This window comes from Paraburkholderia sp. MM5384-R2 (genome assembly GCF_014201025.1).
Classification (GTDB): domain Bacteria; phylum Pseudomonadota; class Gammaproteobacteria; order Burkholderiales; family Burkholderiaceae; genus Paraburkholderia; species Paraburkholderia tuberum.
Map to the genome: position 1 here is coordinate 1 of NZ_JACHDI010000039.1, position 21011 is coordinate 21011.

General features: G+C 58.5%; 22 protein-coding genes and 2 pseudogenes. 7 read left to right on the forward strand and 17 right to left on the reverse strand.

Annotated features, from left to right (window positions below; genetic code table 11):
- Positions 1-235: 235 nt before the first annotated feature.
- The 5 genes from HDG37_RS35075 to HDG37_RS35095 form a co-directional block, all read right to left on the reverse strand.
- Positions 236-1132 carry an amidohydrolase gene (locus tag HDG37_RS35075; RefSeq protein WP_184055682.1) on the reverse strand — a complete coding sequence of 299 codons (897 nt, stop codon included), beginning with the start codon at positions 1130-1132 and terminating at the stop codon, positions 236-238.
- A 75-nt stretch (positions 1133-1207) separates the two neighbouring features.
- The gene (locus HDG37_RS35080) at positions 1208-2224 is read right to left on the reverse strand and encodes a substrate-binding domain-containing protein (RefSeq protein WP_184055684.1); all 1017 of its coding nucleotides are present in this window, start codon (positions 2222-2224) and stop codon (positions 1208-1210) included.
- Between the two features lie 35 nt (positions 2225-2259).
- Positions 2260-3294 (reverse strand): ABC transporter permease, encoded by a 1035-nt coding sequence (locus HDG37_RS35085; protein WP_260335216.1) that lies wholly within the window; start codon positions 3292-3294, stop codon positions 2260-2262.
- An 8-nt stretch (positions 3295-3302) separates the two neighbouring features.
- A complete protein-coding gene (locus HDG37_RS35090) occupies positions 3303-4835 on the reverse strand; it encodes a sugar ABC transporter ATP-binding protein (RefSeq protein ID WP_184055686.1) in 1533 nt (510 codons plus the stop codon).
- 184 nt (positions 4836-5019) lie between these two features.
- On the reverse strand, positions 5020-5241 hold the full coding sequence (locus HDG37_RS35095; RefSeq protein ID WP_184055688.1) for a hypothetical protein: 222 nt from the start codon (positions 5239-5241) through the stop codon (positions 5020-5022).
- 23 nt (positions 5242-5264) lie between these two features.
- Here HDG37_RS35095 and HDG37_RS35100 point away from each other — a divergent pair, with 23 nt between their 5' ends.
- The 5 genes from HDG37_RS35100 (at position 5265) to HDG37_RS35120 (ending at position 10377) form a co-directional block, all read left to right on the forward strand.
- Positions 5265-6161, forward strand: coding sequence for a LysR substrate-binding domain-containing protein (locus tag HDG37_RS35100; protein WP_184055762.1), 897 nt, complete (start codon positions 5265-5267; stop codon positions 6159-6161).
- A 116-nt stretch (positions 6162-6277) separates the two neighbouring features.
- Positions 6278-7027 carry an SDR family NAD(P)-dependent oxidoreductase gene (locus HDG37_RS35105; RefSeq protein WP_184055690.1) on the forward strand — a complete coding sequence of 250 codons (750 nt, stop codon included), beginning with the start codon at positions 6278-6280 and terminating at the stop codon, positions 7025-7027.
- 144 nt (positions 7028-7171) lie between these two features.
- Positions 7172-8500: an MFS transporter gene (locus HDG37_RS35110; protein WP_184055692.1), complete on the forward strand. Its 1329-nt coding sequence runs from the start codon at positions 7172-7174 to the stop codon at positions 8498-8500.
- A 27-nt stretch (positions 8501-8527) separates the two neighbouring features.
- Positions 8528-9379: a transketolase gene (locus tag HDG37_RS35115; RefSeq protein ID WP_184055694.1), complete on the forward strand. Its 852-nt coding sequence runs from the start codon at positions 8528-8530 to the stop codon at positions 9377-9379.
- Complete coding sequence (locus tag HDG37_RS35120; RefSeq protein WP_184055697.1) at positions 9376-10377, forward strand: transketolase family protein; 1002 nt, start codon at positions 9376-9378, stop codon at positions 10375-10377. The genes HDG37_RS35115 and HDG37_RS35120 overlap by 4 nt, the downstream gene beginning before the upstream one ends.
- Positions 10378-10598: 221 nt before the next feature.
- On the opposite strand, the gene HDG37_RS35125 is transcribed toward HDG37_RS35120, so the two are convergent.
- The 4 genes from HDG37_RS35125 to HDG37_RS35140 form a co-directional block, all read right to left on the reverse strand.
- Positions 10599-11111 carry a TniQ family protein gene (locus tag HDG37_RS35125; protein ID WP_184055764.1) on the reverse strand — a complete coding sequence of 171 codons (513 nt, stop codon included), beginning with the start codon at positions 11109-11111 and terminating at the stop codon, positions 10599-10601.
- A gap of 319 nt (positions 11112-11430) precedes the next feature.
- Positions 11431-12312: a response regulator receiver domain gene (locus tag HDG37_RS35130; RefSeq protein WP_184055699.1), complete on the reverse strand. Its 882-nt coding sequence runs from the start codon at positions 12310-12312 to the stop codon at positions 11431-11433.
- Complete coding sequence (locus HDG37_RS35135; RefSeq protein WP_184055701.1) at positions 12309-13247, reverse strand: ATP-binding protein; 939 nt, start codon at positions 13245-13247, stop codon at positions 12309-12311. Before HDG37_RS35135 ends, HDG37_RS35130 begins: the two co-directional genes overlap by 4 nt.
- A 192-nt stretch (positions 13248-13439) precedes the next feature.
- A complete protein-coding gene (locus HDG37_RS35140; RefSeq protein WP_184055703.1) occupies positions 13440-13775 on the reverse strand; it encodes a DNA cytosine methyltransferase in 336 nt (111 codons plus the stop codon).
- Here HDG37_RS35140 and HDG37_RS35145 point away from each other — a divergent pair.
- Positions 13724-13840: pseudogene (locus HDG37_RS35145) on the forward strand (IS5/IS1182 family transposase); the annotation flags it as partial. The gene HDG37_RS35140 and the pseudogene HDG37_RS35145 overlap by 52 nt on opposite strands.
- Before the next feature lie 173 nt (positions 13841-14013).
- Here the strand turns inward: HDG37_RS35145 and HDG37_RS35150 are convergent.
- Positions 14014-14475: a hypothetical protein gene (locus HDG37_RS35150; protein ID WP_184055705.1), complete on the reverse strand. Its 462-nt coding sequence runs from the start codon at positions 14473-14475 to the stop codon at positions 14014-14016.
- 515 nt (positions 14476-14990) lie between these two features.
- On the opposite strand from HDG37_RS35150, the gene HDG37_RS35155 reads away from it, so the two are divergent.
- Positions 14991-15605 carry a hypothetical protein gene (locus HDG37_RS35155; protein WP_260335218.1) on the forward strand — a complete coding sequence of 205 codons (615 nt, stop codon included), beginning with the start codon at positions 14991-14993 and terminating at the stop codon, positions 15603-15605.
- 66 nt (positions 15606-15671) lie between these two features.
- Here HDG37_RS35155 and HDG37_RS35160 read toward each other — a convergent pair whose 3' ends face one another.
- The 7 genes and pseudogenes from HDG37_RS35160 to HDG37_RS35185 form a co-directional block, all read right to left on the reverse strand.
- Positions 15672-16112, reverse strand: a complete 441-nt coding sequence (locus HDG37_RS35160; protein ID WP_184005106.1) for a hypothetical protein — start codon at positions 16110-16112, stop codon at positions 15672-15674.
- Between the two features lie 304 nt (positions 16113-16416).
- Positions 16417-16656, reverse strand: coding sequence for a hypothetical protein (locus HDG37_RS35165; protein WP_184055707.1), 240 nt, complete (start codon positions 16654-16656; stop codon positions 16417-16419).
- Positions 16650-17174, reverse strand: coding sequence for a hypothetical protein (locus HDG37_RS35170; RefSeq protein ID WP_184055709.1), 525 nt, complete (start codon positions 17172-17174; stop codon positions 16650-16652). The genes HDG37_RS35165 and HDG37_RS35170 overlap by 7 nt, the downstream gene beginning before the upstream one ends.
- A gap of 18 nt (positions 17175-17192) precedes the next feature.
- On the reverse strand, positions 17193-17693 hold the full coding sequence (locus HDG37_RS35175) for a DUF2867 domain-containing protein (protein ID WP_311541779.1): 501 nt from the start codon (positions 17691-17693) through the stop codon (positions 17193-17195).
- Positions 17694-17703: 10 nt separating this feature from the next.
- A complete protein-coding gene (locus HDG37_RS35180) occupies positions 17704-18312 on the reverse strand; it encodes an NAD(P)H-dependent oxidoreductase (protein ID WP_311541788.1) in 609 nt (202 codons plus the stop codon).
- 335 nt (positions 18313-18647) lie between these two features.
- A pseudogene (locus tag HDG37_RS39820) lies at positions 18648-18810 on the reverse strand (transposase); the annotation flags it as partial.
- A 478-nt stretch (positions 18811-19288) separates the two neighbouring features.
- A complete protein-coding gene (locus HDG37_RS35185; RefSeq protein ID WP_184055715.1) occupies positions 19289-20995 on the reverse strand; it encodes a fibronectin type III domain-containing protein in 1707 nt (568 codons plus the stop codon).
- Positions 20996-21011: the final 16 nt, after the last annotated feature.

A 21011-nucleotide genomic window follows, 5' to 3' on the forward strand; every position in this document is an offset into this window, starting at 1 on the left:
ATCTCACGATGTTCAAGGAGACGTTCTAACACTCATCCTATTTGATACTGAGACAAACAGCTCCCCTGAAATCCGAATACAGCGGGACGTAACACACATGTGTTAATGCATCTGGACAAGACGACCACAATGATGGCGGCGGCGACGATTGACGCCCTGCAGAGGCTTGAGACCTCGCTGGCAGACGCCGGCGAGGCTCTCGCGTTGTCTAGCCGGGCCTATGCGTGAACACGGGTCAAAGGCGGTAGACGCGCTCGGCGTTGTCATGAAACAGTGCCCTTCGCTCACTATCAGAGAAATCCCGGGTGATCGCCTTGAACGCGTTGAAAATGTCGTCATAGCTGCTGAAGAGCTTGTCAACAGGAAAATTGCTCGCGAACATGCACCGCTCGACACCGAAGGCCTCAATCGCGTCCAGCACGAAGGGACGGATGCTTTCGACCGTCCACTTCCAGTCGCCCATGCCGAGGCCCGAGATCTTGCAGAACACGTTGGGCGCGGACGCCAGCAACGTCATGCTCTTTTTCCATCCCTCGATTTCTTCAGGCAGCCGGTCGACCGGCATACCTGTATGGTTGAGCACAACGGGCGTGTCGGGAAAGTCACGCGCGAGCGCAGTTGCCTCCTCCATCTGCGTGTAGTAGAGCTGCAGGTCAAACGACAAACCGTAGCGTTGCAGCAGTGCATAACCAGCACGCCATCGTGCGTCGCTCATGAGATGTGGGCTGTCGATGAAGGTCTTTACCGGGTCGCGATGAAAATTTAGACACTGTCGGATACCGCGCACGTTCGGGAACTCGAGATGCGCCTCGAGAACCCGCTGCAGATCCGGAGACGACAAGTCCGCAAAGCCGACTATTCCGTGCGGATAGCCGTGCTTGTCGGCGATGCCCTGCAGCCAGCGTGTTTCGGCGACCGGATCGTTGTGGTCATACTCCACCTGGAGATGAACCGTCTTGGCGACATTCTGGTTCTTGATGTCGGCGAGGAAATTTTCAATCAGATAGTCATTTCGGATCGCCGAATAGTCCCCGAACACGCGCTCCAGCATTGGGCCTTGCAGCCACGGATAGTGGCCTGTTTTGAGGTCGTACAGATGGTGGTGAGGGTCGATGATGGGAAAGTTGTCCATGATGTCTCCGGTTGTCACTGGTCGCCTGGCTTCGGAGCCGCCCGTCATGCACGGCGGCTCCCAACGGCATAAAAGTCAATAGTTCCCGGCCGAAGGCGGATAGACGCGCTTGACCGTTGCTTGCGTGTCGGGCTTGTCGATCGTTTCCTTTGTAACCAGCGGCTCCTTGAGCGCGAGTTCCTGCGTGGTCGGTTGATGGTTCAGGGCGTTGTGGACCTGAGTCGTCGCGTCGATGCCCTGACCGACCGCTTCCTGCAGGAAGATTCCCTGAACTGCCCCATCGCGAAGCAGACGGATCGTCGTCGGGCTGCCGTCTGCAGTCACAACCGCAACTTTCCCGGTGAGGCCGCGCGTCTGCAGCGCCTTGGCGGCTCCCGTCGCCGCTTCGTCGTACATGCCGTAGATCGCCTTGACGTCCGGATGAGCCGTGAGGATGTCGTTGGCTTGCGAAACCGCTTCGTTCACAGTCAGGCCATGCGTCTCGAGAACCTGCACCAGGTCGCATCCGTCGGCGGCGAAGGACTCTTTCGCACCCTTCATGTACTTTTGCGCATTCTCACGGTCTTGCGGCAGCGACAGCATGGCGATCTTGTTGCCGCCGCGCTCCTTGGCAAGCTTGCACACGTATGAGCCCTCCGCCTTGCCCGTCTCGTAGTTGTTCGCCGTAACCGCCGACGTATAGTCCTTCTGTCCCGGTCCAGGTCCGATACCGGCGAATGCGATTGGAACACCTTTGTCTTTCAGCAAGCGAAGGACAGGCGGCGTGCTTGTAGAACTCACCGGCCCCATCACGACCGCCGTTACGCCGCGCGTCAGCGCCGTGCGAACGTTATCCATCTGCTTGGCCGGCGAGTTCTCGGACGTAAATTCGACGTAGTTCATGCCGAGTTCTTTTGCTCGTTCCTTCACGCCGTACGCAACCCACTGCCAGTAAGAGATGTCGAGAGACGGCGCAATGTAGGCCACCGTCTGTTTCGCCTGAGCGAACGCCGACTGCGAAGTTGCGGCGGCAAGCGCCAACGCAGCGATTGCGCCCCACTTAGCCACGGGCCGTTTGGACCCGCGAGCGGTATCGAAAGTGCATGTAGTCATCTTTGTCTCCTTGGTGGATGCTGTTCGACGCGGCTTTAGCGCCGCGCTTTTGTGACGCGGTCAACGAGTACCGCGATGAGAATGACGACACCTGTCACGGTGCCTTGCCAGAAACTGTTCACACCGATGAGATTCGCGCCGTTCTGGATGATCGTGATCATCAGAGAACCGAGGAGCGCGCCGATTGCGGAACCCGTGCCACCGAAGAGGCTCGCCCCACCGATCACGACGGCTGCGATCGCCTGCAGCATGAGGCTCGAACCCGCTGTCGCTTCGGCATTACTGATGTACGAAATGCTCAAGATGCCCGCGAACGAAGCAAGCAGTCCGGACAGAACGTACGCGCAAAGGCGCACGCGGTTGACCGGAATGCCGATGACTCGCGCCGAAGAGCTGCTGCTTCCGATGGCATACAGCCAGCGGCCCGCAACGACCTTGCGCAGACAGAACTCGATTGCTACGAGCAGCAGCGCACACCACAGTACATAATTGATGACGCCTGGAATGAGCGTTCCTGAATTGAGCAGCCAATAGTTCGGGTCCGAGATCGGAAGCGAATGACCGTCGGTCACGATGAACGAAAGGCTGCCGGCAATGGCATAGGTGCTCAGCGTCACGACGAACGGCGCGAGCCCCACGAAGGTGACGAGCGCGCCGTTGATTGCTCCGATCACGAGACCGACGGCCAGCCCGGCGACACTGCTTGCAATCGCGCCAAACCCGTGAGCCATCGCGAGACCGGTGACCATCCCCGTCAACGAAAATACGGAGCCGACAGACAGATCAATGCCTCCGTTGATGATCACGAGCAGTACGCCAAAAGCCATGATGACAAGCGGCGCGGCAGCCTGCGACACATTCGCGATGTTCCCGGCGGACAGTGCTGCCGGCACGACCATTCCGACTGCGAGTTCGATGATGAGGATGGCAATCGCAATCGCTATTTCGGTTCGGTATGTCGATAGCAGGCGTTTGAGGCCCCCGCCCGACCGACTGCTTTCGCCCCGAATGGAGCGGGTGACTGTCTTCATGATTGTCTCCTGATGTGATTTGCTGCTGGCGCTGGACATACTCGTCTTCAGGCTGCCATTCCGGTTGCGTTAGCGAGATTCGTCTCGTCGACTTCGGGGTGGTGCAACACGCCCGTCGGCCGGCCAGACAGGTCGAAGGCGAGCACGGTGTCGCAAAGCTCGACCAACTCAACGTATTCGGTCGACCACCAGACCACGGCCGTTCCCTGCGCAGCGAGCTTGCGGATGAGCGTATAGATCTCCCGCTTGGTCCGGATGTCGACGCCCCGCGTCGGCTCTTCGAGGATGAGCAACTTCGGTTTGAGCGCGAGCCATCGCGCGACGAGAATTTTCTGTTGTGTGCCGCCGCTCAGCGTCGAAGGCAGGTCCCATAGCGACCCCGCACGAATCTTGAGTGCATGCAGCAGACTCGCGCCGTGCACAAGTTCCTCACTGCGCGCGACACTGCGTCGCTCGACGATGCGGCGTGCCGCCATCAGGTTGTCGATGATCGGTAGGGTTGCGAGGATGCCTTTGTTTGCGCGGTCGCCCGATATGTAGCCGACGCCCGCGCGCGCCGCCGCGGATGGGCACCGATACCGGATAGTCGTCCCGTTGCGCCTGATGTCCCAGGCTGTACGCATCGCAAGTCCCGTGAGTGCTTCGATCAGCGCGGCCGGGCCGGTCGGCGCACCGGCAAGCCCGATGATGGAGCCGGGACCGACTTCGACTTCGATGTCATCGTGTCGGATCGTGATGGCCTCCGCATGAACTGCGGTTTCCTCTGACGACGGTTCGCTGTCCGCGTTCAGGTGGATGCCTTCGCCCGCCCCGCTGTCGCCGCGCTCGTCGGGCGCGACGCTCTGCCCCATGAATTCGACGATTTCACGGTCGGTGATATCGCTCAAGGGCACGCGGTCGACGGCGGTCTTGCCGTCGCGGATGATGGTGCACACGTCCGCGATTTGCCGAATCTCCCGCATACGGTGAGACACGAAGAGGACGGCGAGTTGAGTGTCGGCTATCAGTTTGCGCAGGACGGCAAAGAGGCGCGCCGTCTCTGCTGCGGTAAGGTTGGCAGTCGGTTCGTCAAGCAGCAAAAGCCTTGCGCCAGAACCCAGCGACCGGGCGATCTCCACGAGTTGTCGTTCGTGCAGCGTCAAGTGGCCCACCAGACGCCCCACCGACTCGCGCGCGAAGTGCGGGTCAATCAGTGACAGTGCCTCGATTGCAACCGCCTTCGAAGTACGCTCGCTGTAAGTGCGCATCGCACGATGCAGGCGCGGCATCGCGATGTTTTCGGCAACCGAAAGATGCGGCAGCAACGCTAGTTCCTGATTGACGACCGCGATCATTCCCGAATCGACAGGCGATGCAGACGAAGCGCCCATCTCACGCCCGTCAAATTCGAGGGTGCCGCTGTCCCGCTCATGCTGGCCCGAGATAATCTTGATAAACGTAGACTTCCCCGCTCCGTTGCCGCCGAGAAAGGCATGCACTTCGCCGGGCGCGATAGACAAGTCGAATCCCTTTAGTACGTTCGTCGGGCCAAAGCTTTTAACGATCGAACGTGCATGCAGCAGGTGCGGCTGTTGAGCCATCGCGAACCTCCGTTGAGACGAAATCCGAGCGCGTGCCGTGGGCGCCTCGCGCCGGGCATCGCTGCGCAACGCGGAAAGACCCGCCGGTGTCCTTCGGTAAGAGGACACGACGTGACTGGACTGGGTAACCTTCGGGAATTACTGGACCGCGCGGAACCTTCGTCGGCCCGACGGCCGCGTCGGCTCAGAAAATTTCGCCGCGATGGAAAAATCGTTGCGCCAGAGTGAAGAGGGATTCAGATAAGGCATGTTGTGTCTCCTGCGAGGTTGCTGCATTGCGCAACGCTTGAATTAGAGCGGATGCCGCCCTTGCGGAGAGGAGTTTTTGCTTGTGCTGTTCTCTTCCACGCCGCTTGGTGTGAGAATGGCAGCGCTGACCATCGCTGTGCAATGCAGTTTTCTTCAACTGCACCTGAAAAAAATTTGACTATGCGTATTCCACCGCTCAAGGCAATCATTGCCTTCGAATCTATAGCCCGGACGAAAAGCGTGAACCGCGCTGCCGAGGAACTCGACCTGACGGCGTCGGCCGTAAGCCACCAGTTGAGCAATCTCGAATCGATGATCGGTCAGCCCCTGTTTCAGCGAACCGGTCGCGGCCTCACCCTGACGCCCACGGGCGAGCGGTACCTGTCGGACGTGACTGGCTCGTTGGCGGACCTTAGCCGGGCAACCGAGCGAGCCTCAAGTCGCAAGGATGTCGACATCCTGCGCGTCCATTCAAGCCCCAGCTTTGGGCTCATGTGGCTGCTACCGAGGTTGTCTTCTTTCCAGGAGGCGAACGGAGATGTCCAGTTAAACGTCGCATGCTCATACGAGGACGTTTCCTTCTCGAACGGCTACTACGATATCGATATCCGGCACGGTTACGGCGGATGGAGCAATCTCGAGGTCAAGACCGTGCGCGGTGAGTTCATCGCCCCGCTGGCGTCGCCTCAGTACCTGGAACGTCACCCGGTGGCGAACCCCGAAGACTTGCTCAGCCACCGGCTTATCTATTCGGAAACACCCCTTGTGCAATGGCGGCAGTGGTTTGGCCGGCGCGGGGTGACAGGCAAGAGCAAAACTTTTGACTTCTCTTTCGACCGCTCGTACATGTCTATCGAAACGGCTGCGCTGGGTCTCGGTATCGCGTTGGAAAGCACCATGATGGCTTCGCAGAAGATTCGCGAAGGCGAACTCGTTCAGGTCTTCGACCACAGCCAGTCAGTGGAGGTTGCCGCACATCATCTGGTTTACCCTAGCCAGAATGCCGAACTGCCGAGAGTCGGCAAGTTTCTGTCATGGATCGAGCACGAACTCGAAGGAAGCGCCTCGCACGGCTAGGGATAACCCCGACAAACTGAAAATTTCTCAGCTTCAATTGAATGAAACTGCGTTGATGCGTGGGCCGAGGACGACGAAACTCAAGCCACACCTAGTTCATCAACGGAGACGCGATTATGTTGCTCGAGAATCAAGTGGTCGTCATTACAGGCGCGGCGTCGGCACGCGGCATCGGCAAGGCCACAGCCAAGGTGATGGCGGCGCACGGAGCGCGCATAGCCATCCTCGACCTGAATCAGGCCGACGCCGAAAATGCCGCACGCGATCTCGGCGACGGGCATCTGGGCGTGGCTTGCGACGTGACGGACAAGGAAGCGTGCGTGGGCGCCGCGAATGCCGTCGTCGCCAGGTATGGCCGTATCGACGCATTGGTGAACAATGCCGGCATCACGCAGCCGATCAAGACACTCGATATCAGCCGTAACAACTTCGACGCAGTCATTGGCGTGAGCCTGCTCGGGACGTTGTATATGTCTCAGGCGGTCATCCCGCAAATGAAGAAGCAGCAAAGCGGCAGCATCGTATGCATGTCGTCGGTATCGGCACAGCGCGGCGGCGGCATCTTCGGCGGACCGCATTACAGCGCCGCGAAAGCGGGCGTGCTTGGGCTGGCCAAAGCGATGGCGCGCGAATTCGGCGGCGACCATATCCGCGTCAACTCCATCACGCCCGGTCTGATTCAGACCGACATCACGGGCGACAAGCTCACGCCGGAGATGCGCGTGGACATCATCAAAGGCATCCCGCTAGGACGTCTCGGCGAAGCCAACGACATCGCGAACGCCTGCCTGTTCCTCGCAAGCGGACTCTCGACCTATCTCACTGGCATCACGCTGGATGTCAACGGCGGCATGCTGATTCACTGACGTCCCGCACCGTGTGCACCGCGCATACCGGTGCACGTTCATGACGCACCCGGATCAACCGGGGCGTCGCGCCGCTCAAGCGGCCTCAAAACTTCGACGCTGAACTCAATGCTGCCCGGTGAGTTCAGCCGACAGGAGACACCCATGAAATCCAAACTGGCCGCACCTGGAATCGGTGCAGAGCTGTCCGCCTCTGGCGACATCGCGAGCTTCGAAGCAAGGACCTACGCGAAGGTCGCACGCCGCCTCATTCCCTTTCTGATGCTTTGCTACCTCGGTGCGTATCTGGACCGGGTGAATGTCGGTTTCGCCAAGCTTCAGATGCTCAACGACTTGGGCTTCTCCGAGACGGTGTACGGTGTCGGCGCCGGCATTTTCTTCCTCGGCTATTTCATTTTCGAAGTGCCGAGCAACATGATTCTGCACAAGGTCGGCGCTCGCAACTGGCTTGCTCGCATCATGCTGACATGGGCGCTTATTTCCGCAAGCTTTGTATTCGTGAAATCGCCTACGCTCTTCTATGTTCTGCGCTTCCTTCTGGGCGTCGCTGAAGCGGGCTTTGCTCCGGGCGTGATCCTCTACCTCACGTACTGGTTCCCTTCAGCGCGACGCGCGAAGGCGCTTTCGATGTTCTTCATGGCGATCCCTTTGGCCGGCATCGTAGGCGGCCCGCTGTCCGGCTGGATCATGCATGCGTTCCAGGGCGCACACGGTCTCCCAGGGTGGAAGTGGCTCTTTATGCTTGAAGCTCTTCCTTCGCTGGTTCTGGGCTTTGCCATCATCCTTTATCTCGACAACGGCATTGCAGGCGCCAAGTGGCTGGGTGACGACGAGAAGGCTTTGCTTAAGCGCAACGTCGACAAGGACCGGACGCAAACAACCGAGCACGTGTCGATCCGCTCATTCATCAACGACCGCCGTCTGTGGTTGATGGCCGGGATTTACTTTTGCGTCGTCCTGGGCCAATACGGCCTGACGTTCTGGCTGCCGACGATCATCCGGCGCACGGGCGTAGCGGACCCGCTGTGGGTGGGTATTCTGACCGCAATCCCGTATACCTGCGCCATCATCGTACTGCCGCTGCTCGGAAGCAGCGCCGACAAGCGCCGCGAACGCCGCCTGCATCTTGCCATTCCTCTGCTGATCTCGGCTGCCGGGTTTGCCACTTTGCCCATGCTCAGCAGCGTGGGGGCCTCGATCGCATGTGTGAGCATCGCTGCCGCGGGCATTCTCGCATCGTCATCGCTCTTCTGGGCGCTGCCTACGGCGGTGCTCGGCGGCATGTCCGCTGCGGCCGGCATCGCGGCGGTGAACTGCTTCGCGAACCTCGCAGGCTTCTTCTCGCCGGCTATCGTTGGATGGCTCAACGACTTCACAGGAAAGCCGACCGCAGGCCTCATCTTCATATCAGTTGCCGTTGTGCTTGGCGCGGTGCTGGTGTTCTTTGTTCCCGCCAAGACGGTCAACCGCTGAACTCGACTTTTCCAAGGAGACATCCAAATGAGTACTCCCATTATCGAGGATGTGACGCTCGCAGAGCGCGCCTATCGCATCCGACGCAACGCCCTTCTGATGGGCGAAGTGCAAGGCCAGGGCTATATCGGACAAGCCCTCGACATTGCCGACGTGCTGGCCGTTTCGTATTTCGGCGCGATGAATTACCGTCCTGCAGACCCCCATTGGGAAGATCGCGACCGATTCCTGCTTTCTAACGGTCACTACGCCATCGCGTTGTATGCCGCGCTGTTCGAAGCGGGCATCCTTCCTCAGGAAGAGCTCGAAACTTATGGTAGCGACGACAGCCGTCTGCCGATGTCGGGTATGGCGAGTTATACGCCGGGGATGGAAATGTCCGGCGGCTCGCTCGGCCAGGGCTTGACAATTGCGGTCGGGCGCTGCCTGGGTCTGAAGCGCAAAGGCTCCAGGTCTTTCGTCTATACGCTCTTTTCCGACGGCGAACTCGACGAAGGCGCGATCTGGGAAGGCCTGATGTCGGCGGCGCACTGGAAGCTCGACAACCTCATTGCGATGATCGACGTGAACAACCAGCAAGCCGATGGACCGTCGACGCAGATCATGGCCTTCGAGCCGCTGGTTCCGAAGCTCGAAGCGTTTGGGTGGTATGTGCAGCGGATCGACGGCAATGATATCGATGCCGTGAAGGAAGCCTTCGACAACGCGCGCAACCTGCAGGAAGCGAAGCCGCGAATCATCGTATGCGATACGAAAATGGGCTGCGGCGTGCCCTTCCTCGAAGAACGCGAGAAGAACCACTTCATTCGCGTCGATGCGCACGAGTGGCAGTTGGCGCTGCAAGCACTTGATGGAACTTTCGCAGGGAGAAAAGCATGAACTCGGTCGTCGATAAAAAGCCTCGCCTGAAAACATCGGCGATGATTGCCTCCATTGCGGGCGAAGGACAGGTCACTCGTTCGGCGCCGTTCGGCCATGCCCTTGTCGAACTGGCTCGCGCGAACCCCAACGTGGTTGGCATGACCGCAGACCTCGGAAAATACACCGACCTTCACATCTTTGCGAAGGAATCTCCGGACCGTTATTACCAGATGGGAATGGCGGAGCAACTGCTCATGGGAGCGGCTGCTGGCCTCGCTCACGAGGGCGCGCAGCCGTTCGTGACGACTTACGCGGTGTTTGCGACCCGTCGCGCTTACGATTTCATCCACCAGGCGATTGCCGAGGACGACCTCGATGTCAAAATCGTTGCTGCTTTGCCGGGACTCACGACCGGCTACGGCCCGAGCCACCAGGCAGCCGAAGATCTGGCGCTCATGCGCGCAATGCCGAACATGACGGTGATTGACCCTTGCGATGCGCTGGATATCGAACAGATGGTGCCGGCCATCTCTGCGCACAAGGGTCCGGTCTACGCCCGGCTCCTGCGCGGCAACGTACCGGCTGTACTGGACGAGTACAACTATCAGTTCGAACTGGGCAAAGCCAAGATGCTTCGGGATGGTTCGGACGTTCTGATCATCTCGTCCGGCATCATGACGATGCGTGCACTCGAAACAGCGAAGGCGCTGGAAGCCGACAAGGTGGACGTCGCCGTGCTGCACGTGCCGACGATCAAGCCGCTGGACACCGAGACTATCATTCGGGAAGCGAAGCGCAGCGGTCGCATGGTTGTCGTGGCGGAAAACCACACCGTCATCGGCGGACTGGGCGAGGCTGTGGCGACGACGCTGCTGGGTTCGGGCGTGTCGTGCACGTTCAGGCAGGTCGCATTGCCCGACGCTTTCCTCGCTGCAGGCGCACTGCCAACACTGCACGACCGGTACGGAATATCGACCAACGCGATGGCGAGCAACATCAAGCAGTGGCTGGCGTGACGGCAGTTGAGCGAGGCACTACCGCCCTACGCCTGCTCCTTTGAGACCTTACTGTCTCCTCCGTGTCCTCTGTTGGCACGGACTTGGCCCACCGCAGGTGGGCCTTTTTCTTTATCCGCCCTTCGCAGCACCCACCCCTGGAACTTTCGTCCGATTCTGTAGGCGGTCACAATCAACGTTAGCGGAGCTCGCAGGACTGCTAGCAGTGTTCAATAATACTGCTAGCATAGTGTTTTGCTCAGCCTGAGCGGCGGGCATCGATAACGTGATATCGCCCGCAGCGCAGCGTCGAAATTGGGAGCTCTGGCGAGAATCGATTGCGGAACTGTCTCGAGCAGGCTGTGGTGCACCCGGCAGTAGTCGGCTGACGGATCGAGCCACTCCCTCTTCCAACGTGATGCAGTCACATGGGCGTCGTTCAGAACAAGACATCTAAAGCAATAAACGAGGTACTTCTGATCGAAGACCCACTCATGCGGCGTCTGGATCATGTCCAGGATACCGTCGTTGAGCCGCGCCAGGCGAGATAGACGGCTTAGAGTTGGGGATGGAACTGGGGGAAACAGGATCCAGCCGGCTTTGGTCAGCTCAGGCATCGCCAGCCCGGTGCCCGATTCCCAAATCAGGTCTACGCTCGTCTGATACCGCGCCGCGATTCGACCCAACCAGCTGCCAAACGCCTCCTTCAAGAAGGGTCGAGTTGCAATCGGCCACGGCCTGCCGGTATCAGACATGTGCGCGGGCAACTCGCTCAAGGTGAGCGATATCGATGCACTCGTCATCGTTCCGGATCGCCAACTCTGCTGCGTCGTTGAGGATCGTAGATATGGCGCCAGTTAGCCCTCCGCTTATCTCAAGAACGAACTGGACAACGTTACTGGACACGGCTAGCGCTGATACCGAACGCCTACAGCAAGTTCAAGGCGGTGAACAATCGCGACCGCAATTTCACGAGCGCCAAGCTACTTGATTCGATGTCGCGCACGCGTCGCTTCGCTTGCCGACGAAGACCAGCGCGCCGAAAACAGAGCCTTTCCCTGTGCGAATAGCGCTTTACGCCGACTTGCCTTCGGCGACGAGACGTAGCCACTCGGCTTCATCCTCGTCCTCTAGCAACATTGCTCGATGTAAGAGGAACGGGCCGTCCATGTCGCTGTGAAACTTATCCAATATTTTCTTGGAATTCCGCCTCAGCGAAGCCATGCCATAAAGCGCATAGGAAGGCAGGATCCCGGCGTGCATGAGCGCGAACTCGTTGATAATGCGCTCAGCTAACTGGCTCTCCGGCACCTCCAACGCCTTCGACTCTTCGGTACGTCCAGGCACATCGGGTTTCCCAAGAACGATGACGCGCGTCGCGCCAAAAACCAAGGTCGCGGGCGCATTGACTTCGTCTGCCTCTAAATCGTGTCCTCTCAGATATTCGTACACTAGGTCTGCAACGCGCTTAAGGTCAGGTCGCGCGGTATAAACGACCACCAGTCTCGCCGCATGCGGCACGCTATTCTGACTTTGACTGACCAGGTTGCGGATTAACGGCTGGATATTTCGGCCGTCCTCATTGAAGAGATCCCAATCCAATATGACAACATCGGCTCGTTCGCAGAGTTTGAATAGCTCAGAATCTTGGTTCGTTTCGAAACCCTCCACAGGCTCATACAAGGCGCATACCATTCCTTCACGGGCGAAACTTTGAACGAGTTGCCGCGGATGATAAGGAACTTTCAGACCGGAACATTCATCCAGCCCCTCAACTTTTTGCTCCGCCGGCTTAATTCGTTCTCCTTCTCGGCCGAACGGCGACGCAAATACCGGCATCTCAGTGACCGTTACGGGTTTGCCAGTACCATGGCTGTAGATTTCATCGTCCACGAAGACGATATTTTGCAGGTACCGCTTCGCCGCGTTTCGAGTGAAATTTTCTAATTCTGTCATGATGCGAATTTTAATTTTGGTACCGCGATTCGGAATGCAACGCCCATATCATCTGACGGAGTCTGGAGAGACAACGTCATCCCTTCCGCCTGTAGCGCCTTCGCAGAAATGAACAGCCCTAATCCTCTCCCCTCCGGTTTGCGACTGAAACCTCGTTCGAAAATACGTTGCCAGTCTCTCTGCTCAATCGCAGGACCGTTGTTCGATATCAGCAGCGCATCCGACTCAGCGTCTAGCCTAATAACCCGTTCGACTGCTACTCCGGCCAGCCAAAACACAGCGTTGTCGATCAAGTTGATGACAGCAGGGTATAGCGTCGACGGATAGCATTCAATGCTGCAATGCAGAAACGATTCCGTATAGTCGACTTGTACCTTGTGCCTCTCGAAGCGGTTCGAAAATAGGTCCGCGATGTAGTTGCGCACACTCTTACCAGAGATCGTCTGTGCCGTTCTATGCAGCCGACGCTGAAGCGGAGTAAACAAATTGAGATGGCCATCGAGGTGTTCAAAGTTGCTCCTGATCGACTCGTACAGCGGGCGCAATCCGCTAGTCTTTCGGGAAATCTGACCCAGCTCTTGCACGCTTCTCCGTACTCTCTTAATTGAAGCGGAAAACTCATGATTAATGATTGCGACAGCGAGACCTAGCTGCACCATCTCGAAATCGTCTTCCGCCTGCTCTTCCAATGAAATCATGCGCTGCTCCAGCGCCTCCATGATCTGAGCGGGTTCCTCTCCGTCCGAACTTCGCAGATTTTCTGCTAGCGACGCCAGCATGTCACGGGCTGCCATCAATGCATCGCGATGCCTCTCTTCAATTTCGGTGAGTTCGTCCTCCCAACGGCGCCGCATCTTCTCGACTTCATCCGGCGGCAAGCTGTTGAGGTCGGTGCGATTCAGGTCGGCTTGAATCGTCCGGATGGTTTGATCCAAGGCAAGCCTCGCCTTCTCACTGATATTGAGCACCGTCTGTCGCGTATCTGACGCGCTGGCATTTGCCTGCCGCGAAGCTTCCGCCAGCTCTCGTTTGCGCTCATCAGCCAGCGCCTTGATCCGTTCCTCCAGTCTCTTGCGCTGGTCGATATAAACGCGTGCCTGCTGCGCGACGCTGCCCTAGCCCGAATTTTAGCCATGGTCGCGAATTTTTCTCAGATGGACACCAATGCGGCGGGCAAGCTCAGGCGGTACTGCGTTCCCAATCTGCCTGGCTAAGCTGCTTTGATTCGGTCCGTGGAAAAGGTAGTCTTTGGGAAAGGTCTGCAGCGTTGCGCCTTCACGAATCGAAATCGCCCGATCCTCGTCAGGGTGCCCGAAGCGTCCATTCGACAGGCTGTTGAAGCGCGTTGTGATCGTCGGCGCAGGGCTGTCCCAGCGCATACGCCCATAGACATCTCGGAATATGTTGTCTCTTCCGTCGTCATCGCATTCGCTTCGAACGCCGATCTGACATTCATGAAGCATTCCTCAAACTGGCCTGCGCGCTGGTCTGCTGGAACATCTTCAACCGACCTGAGCAAACTTTTTGAACTGGCCTCTTATATTGGGACCGGGGACCCGGCTTCATCGCATCTTTTTCATGCGAGCTTCGCTCTTGGACTCGGTATGTCTCGCGTCGAACGTGCCTCTGCAAACACGTACCCCGACAGTAGGTCGCCTACCGCGGCCTACCACCAGAACTACGAGACTCGGTGTTCTCGCGTTATTGGCTCGCTGACGTCGTACGCACAGCGGTCGGCTCCCCTGTCTTCCAGAACATCTCGTCCATCAGATCTTGCACCACACCGTCAGCATTCGGGAATTGATGCAGCATTGAGTTTTTCCAGTGACCGGATGCAATCAGCCCGCCAGACGGTGCCTTATAGAAGCGGATGTCCATTGACCGCAGATACATCACGATGTCCCAGAACCAGCTGTCTGTGTAGCTGACGTTCATATCGGCTTTGTCGCACGCCGGAGCGATGACCACGGAGACGCCATGATTTTCCAGATTACGCTGGATTGCCGCGTCCATGTCTGCGGACCTGCCACCGTGTGCCGTGAAGCATGCGGTGGTCATCGGAGACTTGCCTGATTGTGGTCCACCGGTCACGGATTGGGTAGTGGAGCAACCTGACAAAGCAGCGAGAGTCAGGGTCGCGAAAATCAATTTTTGCAAACGCACGGTGTCCTCGAATCGTTATGCCGGTGAATGCTCTAACGGCTCAAATCCACAGAAGCTTGAGCGAGTCAAACGGGAATCGCCGATGACCCAGTTGTCGTGAATCATCGCTTTTCTACGAAATGCGAAAGTGCCGTCGACCGGGACAAGCTCATGTAGACGGCACTTCGGTGATTCCCGGAGAACGCTTCGTCAGCGACCCAAGGTCGAGGATGGTACGAACGCCGCGCCTTCCATGAGCCTGCGCGCACTCCGGCTCACTACTGCTTTGGTGACTTGCCACTTGCCACTTGCCACTTGCCACTTGCCACTTGCCACTTGCCACTTGCCACTTGCCACTTGCCACTTGCCAGTTGCCATCTCTCTGCTCGGCTTCCACACCGACTTCCATGCTGCCTGGCGTCCCCTCGCTATGTCAAACCTGACTGCGACGCCGAAAGAGCGAGATCCCGCGCGAACAGGCTGTTAATTTTCGATAGACAACTTTCAACGATTTTGTCCATTTTTTTCCATCGAGGATGGACAGGCCAAACTTTAAATATTCCCGCATTTACAAGGGTTTTCGGTCAGTCCATTTCCTCATACTTACCCGTAACGGGGGATACATCAACTCGCGCGTCGCGAAGGTCGATCGCGACGGCAACTGGCTGAAGTCATGGGGCGATCGCGGCACGGGATCGGGGCAGTTCCATACGCCGCATAGCATCGCGGTGGATGCGCACGACCACGTTTATGTGGCCGATCGCAGCAACCGGCGCATCCAGGTGTTCGATACCGCGGGCACGTTCCTGCGCCAGTTCACAATCGACGTACCGGTGCCGCCGGACGCGCGCCCCGCGATCGGCAACATGCCGAGCGAAGCGGACCTCGCCGCGGGCACGTTCGCGCCGGGCTCGCCTTGGGCGATCTGCATCTCGCCGGGACCGAATCAGGTGCTCTATAGCGCCGACGCGTTTCCGGGCCGCATCTACAAGATGACGCTCGATGGCAAAGTGCTCGGTGTGCTTGGCAAAGCGGGCAAACAGCCGAAGCAGTTCGGCTGGATTCACGAGATGGCGTGTCCTTCGGAAAACGTATTATTCGTTGCCGAGTTGCTGAACTGGCGTATTCAGAAACTGGTTCTGCATGCGTGATGGACGAGGGCCGCCGCGTTCGTCTGTGATGCGGACGCGGACCGGCCCTGTCGATGTCAAGCCGTCTCAGTCGTAACGACGATGCTTGTGATGGTGCTTGCCAGATTGGTAGCCGCGCGAGTAGTCGTTGGCATACGAGTTCGAGCGCGAGACGTTGCCGCCGAGCGCCGAACCCGCGCCGCCGCCGAGCGCGGCGCCGACCAGGCCGCCGGTGCGGCCGCCCATCGCGTTGCCGGCCGCGGTGCCCGCCCCGCCACCGAGCGCGCCGCCGATGATCGCGCCGGTCCGTTCACGACGATTCGACGTGACCGCGCCGCCCGCCCCGCCGCCCACCGCGCCGCCGATCACCGCGCCGGTGCTGCCGCCCACCGCGCCGCCGACTGCCGCGCCAGCGACGCCACCGAGCGCGCCGCCGAGCATGTTGTTCATATCACCGGCAAGTGCCGGCAACGACGCCGCGGCGCTCAATGCAGCCACGGCAACCATCTGGATGATTTTCTTCGACATATCGGGTCTTTGTTTTAGTGAGACGGCGCCGAGTATAGCGGGGCATCGGAAAGGGCTTTGTAACCAAGACAGTCCGTGGCGGTAAGACGTGTAACAAAATGAATGGGCCGTTGCGCTTGCGGTGAGCGTGAAAGAATGGCCGACCGCCGTCAGACATTCTCGAACCGGTCCGTACCCGTGAAGCCCATGCTGATGAGTTGGGCGTGCCAGCATTATCGCTGGCTCCGCCCCCCTCAAACCACTTATCCGGCTGTCTTCGGTTCGCGTCCACCTCTGACTGACAGAAACCACAAAGTCATGCCCATCATTTGCCTTGTGGGCCAAGGACAGAACCATCGGGGGATCCAATACGGGCTCCGCCTTTTGAGCTCGACGACGCCAGCCACTCAAGAACGCCTATGACGAGGAGCACGGCCGAAATAACCAGGAGCAGCGGTGTGCCACCTTCGAATACGCCCATTGAAATCGACACCTCTCCGCGGTGGAAATCCGTAGTCGAATAGACGTAGTGATACATCGCCTGTCTGGCGATCTCGATTAGCATAAGGCCGGGCACGTGCTCGTGCGTTTTCCGGTAAAAAAATAGTTACCGGTATCGTTATGAGCGAGATAGCTGAATGTCGGTGCTAGCCCCTGTGCAAGGTGCGTGGACAGCAACGCTCGCAATTTCGCAAGCTTCGCTTCATCCACGATGGGCGAATGAATGGCGCTCCCCAATCGCTGCAATAGACGGATTATGCCCAAGGGGAGAACCGTGGCGGTCAAACGCCACCGGTCGCCATCCAAGGAATAAAACGAAGACAGATCAATCTCGAAACCGTTCAGGCGCATAGCGTCTGCTGCTGATATTTGTGCCGGGACATCCTTAAGAATTCGGCCTGTGCCGTCGGGAATGTTGACGTTGTCTAGTAGCTCATGCTCTTCTTGCGAGGCATTAGCGACTAGCTCATCCCACTGTCTAGCTGTAAGTCGCACGGACGGCGCGTCTTTCACACAGTGATCAAGCACATCATCCTGACTGTCCTTGTGCAATAAATTGGGAGTAATAGCAAGAAGTTCCATTCTACTGATCTCAACAGTTCAAGCACGGCTTGTCAGTTGGCGCAGCATGCGCCGCACGATAAGGCCATGAGCATATGCAACAGGCACCATATAAACTTTGCCGAAAAGATTGTGGGTTTTGACGCTTGCGGTTATGGTCAACTCCCGCTTCGAACCCAATGCAGGCGAAAGCATGAGCGCGACCAGGACGCACAAATGGCGGTCGTTAGCAACCAGAAAGAGTTCATCGTTGGTGATGTAGTCGACTTTAAAGAAGTCGACTACATCACCGGCTACTGGACTTGCTTTCGGTCTTTCCTGCGCAAATCCATTAATTGGACGAACTCCCGCTAGCGCGCAAAAACGATCGCGCAACCAGAAGGCAGTTCGAAGCAACTGGGAGCTGCTATCCGTCATGCCACAGTAGGACTCAAATGCGGTAACGCGTGAAGAAACCAAGCATCGGTCCTGATGGAAGAAGTCCAACTCGTTACGGGCGGCTAGCAAGGGAGCATTCGAGCAAATATCACGGACGTACACGCGGAGCTGCCTAGATCGACGATTGGTCTTTAAGTTGCGTCGCAGTATCCAGTAGTGCAATCTGCTGCGCCTCAGCTTTTTCCAGCAGTTGCTCGTATAGCTGGAAAGGGTCGACGTAGTCGTCGACAATCTGGCGGCACGCCGCGCGAACTTCAGCTTCCAGTGTTGGCTGGTCAAGAAAAACAGACTCGTAGATTGCTATGGCCGGCAGATACTTCGCCTTTACATAGTTGGCTGTCTGCTGGAACGGGCGTAACAGTTCGTCCAGCGTAAAGCGATTAAAGCCCCCGGCACGGTAGCCCTCGGGCGGTGCGCCGACAGTCGTGAGGACCAAGAACTCTTTACCAGCGAGCTTGTCACCCTCTCGAGCATAGGCGAATCCCGGCAGGAAAACGTCGTCCAGCCATTTTTTTAGCAGTGCTGGCACTGAGTACCAGTACAGGGGAAAAAGAAAAACGATGCGGTGATGGGCGGTTAGCAACGCCTGTTCGCGCTCGACGTTGAACCGGAAATGTTCATGAAATTTGCAGATTTCATGCAGTGTGACGGGATAATCTTCTAGTTGACGCACGAATTCTGCACTGACCCGAGAAGCCGCCAAGTCAGGATGGCCCAAAATGACAAGTGTTTTTTATTCATTTTCATACAGAAAGGAATAGGCGATGTTTTGATTCACTGAACCGAGCACGCAGCCAATCGGCCAGGCCTCAATAAAAAGGGTTCTTCAAGCGCTCGGATACTCCCGAGGCGGCCTTGGTAGCCCGTTGCATTCGAATGTGATTACTGGTTATTTAGCATGGTGATAGCGATAAACAAACCGATTTTTTCTTTTTACCGAATGCAGTTTCGGCGAGTGCCGGTCTTGCATGCCGCTCAAAAACGATAGGGGGCCTATTTGATCATCGATGAACATCTCAAAAACCTATCAGAATAGATAGGTAGTCGGCTCCGGGCCCAGCGCTGCTTCAATGCATCCACCACAGTGTGCCCCCCTGTTGCCAGCAATATCGGCTGGCGTCAGGTTGAACATCAGCAACCAACCATTGGTATCGGCTGCAATGTGCCGCTTGAACCCCTCCACCTTCTTCGCCGCGTCGTAGCCTCGCTCATGCGCCGACTCAGGTTGCGCAATGCAATGACCATGACCACTGCTCGCCAATCGCACTGAGGACGGCGTCGGCGCGAAGCTTCTCGTGGCAGCCCCTTAATCGCGATCCACTCGACGGCATTCATGTCAATGGCTAACGGTTCGTCTTCTTTGCCAGCGTTACCTGGCTATCGCTGCGCCCGCACGAACGGCGTGTCGGATCCCGGGTGCGTTGTTTGAAGTTCGCCAATGCCTTGCCAGCTACCGCGTATTTCACCTGCCGGCCTTTCCCGTGCCACAACGCGTAGGCCAGGAACTTGCGCCGGGATGCTGGCGCGACCGCTGTCTTGGCCTCATTGACCTTCAGATGGAGTCGTGCGTAGAGTCTGCACGGGCCCTCCAGCACCCGTTCGCCCGACCTCCATGCTGGGCGCACAAAAACAAGGGGCCGCTCGTAATGAGCGGCCCCTGAAAATTGAATGCCGATCAGTGAATCAAATCTATCCTTCTACCCGCGCCGCTTCTTCTTCAATTCGATCGTCTCGAACAGATCATATTCCGGTGTCGGCGTCTGATCCGCGCCCGGCGCATGGTAGTAGTTCATCGTGATCGTGGTGTCACCGCCGGGCTGCCCCGGATCGTAGTCGAACACCGCGATGCCGTAGCCGGTGCCGGTGTCGCGTTGCGCGGACCAGATCGCGTCTTCGACCGCGTCGGCGCTCGCGCGCACGAACGTGCCCGCGGTCGTCGACGGCACCGGGCGATTCGGCTTCGTGAAGATGCGCGCCTGCGGCAGGCCCGTGCCGGTATCGACGCCATACACGTCGAGCGGCGCGCTCGTGCCGCCGCCGCCGAGAATCAGGTGGATCGTGCCGTGGCTCGTATCGAACGTCGATGCACCCGCCGATACCGCCGACATGATCGGCTTGGGCTGCAACGTATCGACCGGGTGCCCCGTCGCGATGTCGGTGCCCTTGTTGTGATTGCAACCGCGCACCGGATAGCTGCGCTCGTAGTCGTGATCGTGACCGCACAGCACGAGGTCCACACCATAGCGATCGAACAGCGGCAGCCACGCTTCGCGAATGCCCTTGTCGGAACCGTTGCCGGTCTTCGACGAACTGAGCGCGTCCTGATGCATCTGCACGATGATCCAGTCCACGTCGTTATCGTGCGATGCATGCTGCAGCACTTTTTCGAGCCAGCGTGTCTGCTCGCCATTGCTATAGCCGCGCACGTACAGCGACGTGCCCGCCGGAATCGGCGGATTGCCGGTACTCGCGACCGGCGTCAGCGGCGCGGGCCCGGCGACGAAAGCGGCGGCATCCTGATAGACGACGTCGTCCGCATCGAGCGAAATGAACAGCACCGAGCCGACGCGGAAGCTGTACCAGCGGCCCGGAAAACGCGTGTGATTATCGGGCAGCACGTAGCGCGACAGATACGACGCAAGGCCTTGCTCGCCATTGTTGAATTCGAGTTCGTGATTGCCGGGACACGGCATCCACGGCCGGTTCGACGCCGACGTCTGCGCATTGTTGCCGAAGTCGCGCCACACCGCGGGCTGCTGCGTCGGATTCAGATTCGCATAGCAGAGGTCACCGTTCAGCAGATGGAAGAGCGGCTGAAAGCGCTCGACGGCCGCCACCGCGAAGCGGCTTTGCGGCGACGACAGCACCCAGTTCGTATTCGGCGTCGCGAGATCGCCGTAGCTCGTCCAGCGAAACGGCGCGCGGTCGCGCGGCGCGGTACGAAAACTCGCGGTGAAGGGTTGCGCTGCATTGCCGTCGTTATCGGCCGTCACTTCGTACTGGTAACTCGTGTCGGCCTTCAACTCGCGCACGCGCGCGTGATAGTTGAATACGACCTCGCCGTTGATGCCGTCGGTGTACGTGCTTTGCACCGCGTGCACCGTATGTTTCGCGTGGTCCCCGCTATTGGCGCCGCTTATGCGCACCTGCGGATTGACCGCGGGCGCGAGCGACGACCACGACACGGTAATTTCGCTCGCCGGGTCGCCGCCCCAGGTCAGATGGATCTGTTCGGGCGTGCCATCGGGTGTGCCGCTATTGGCGCCGCGCGCGGTCGATGCGAGCGCGCCCGCCGCCGTCGCGAGACTCGATGCGCCGGCGAACTTCAGAAAGCCGCGACGCGAGACGATCGATGCGCCGTGCTCATCGGCAGGCGTTGTCTTGACGATTTTTCTGTTCGACATGTCCGGTATGGTTGTT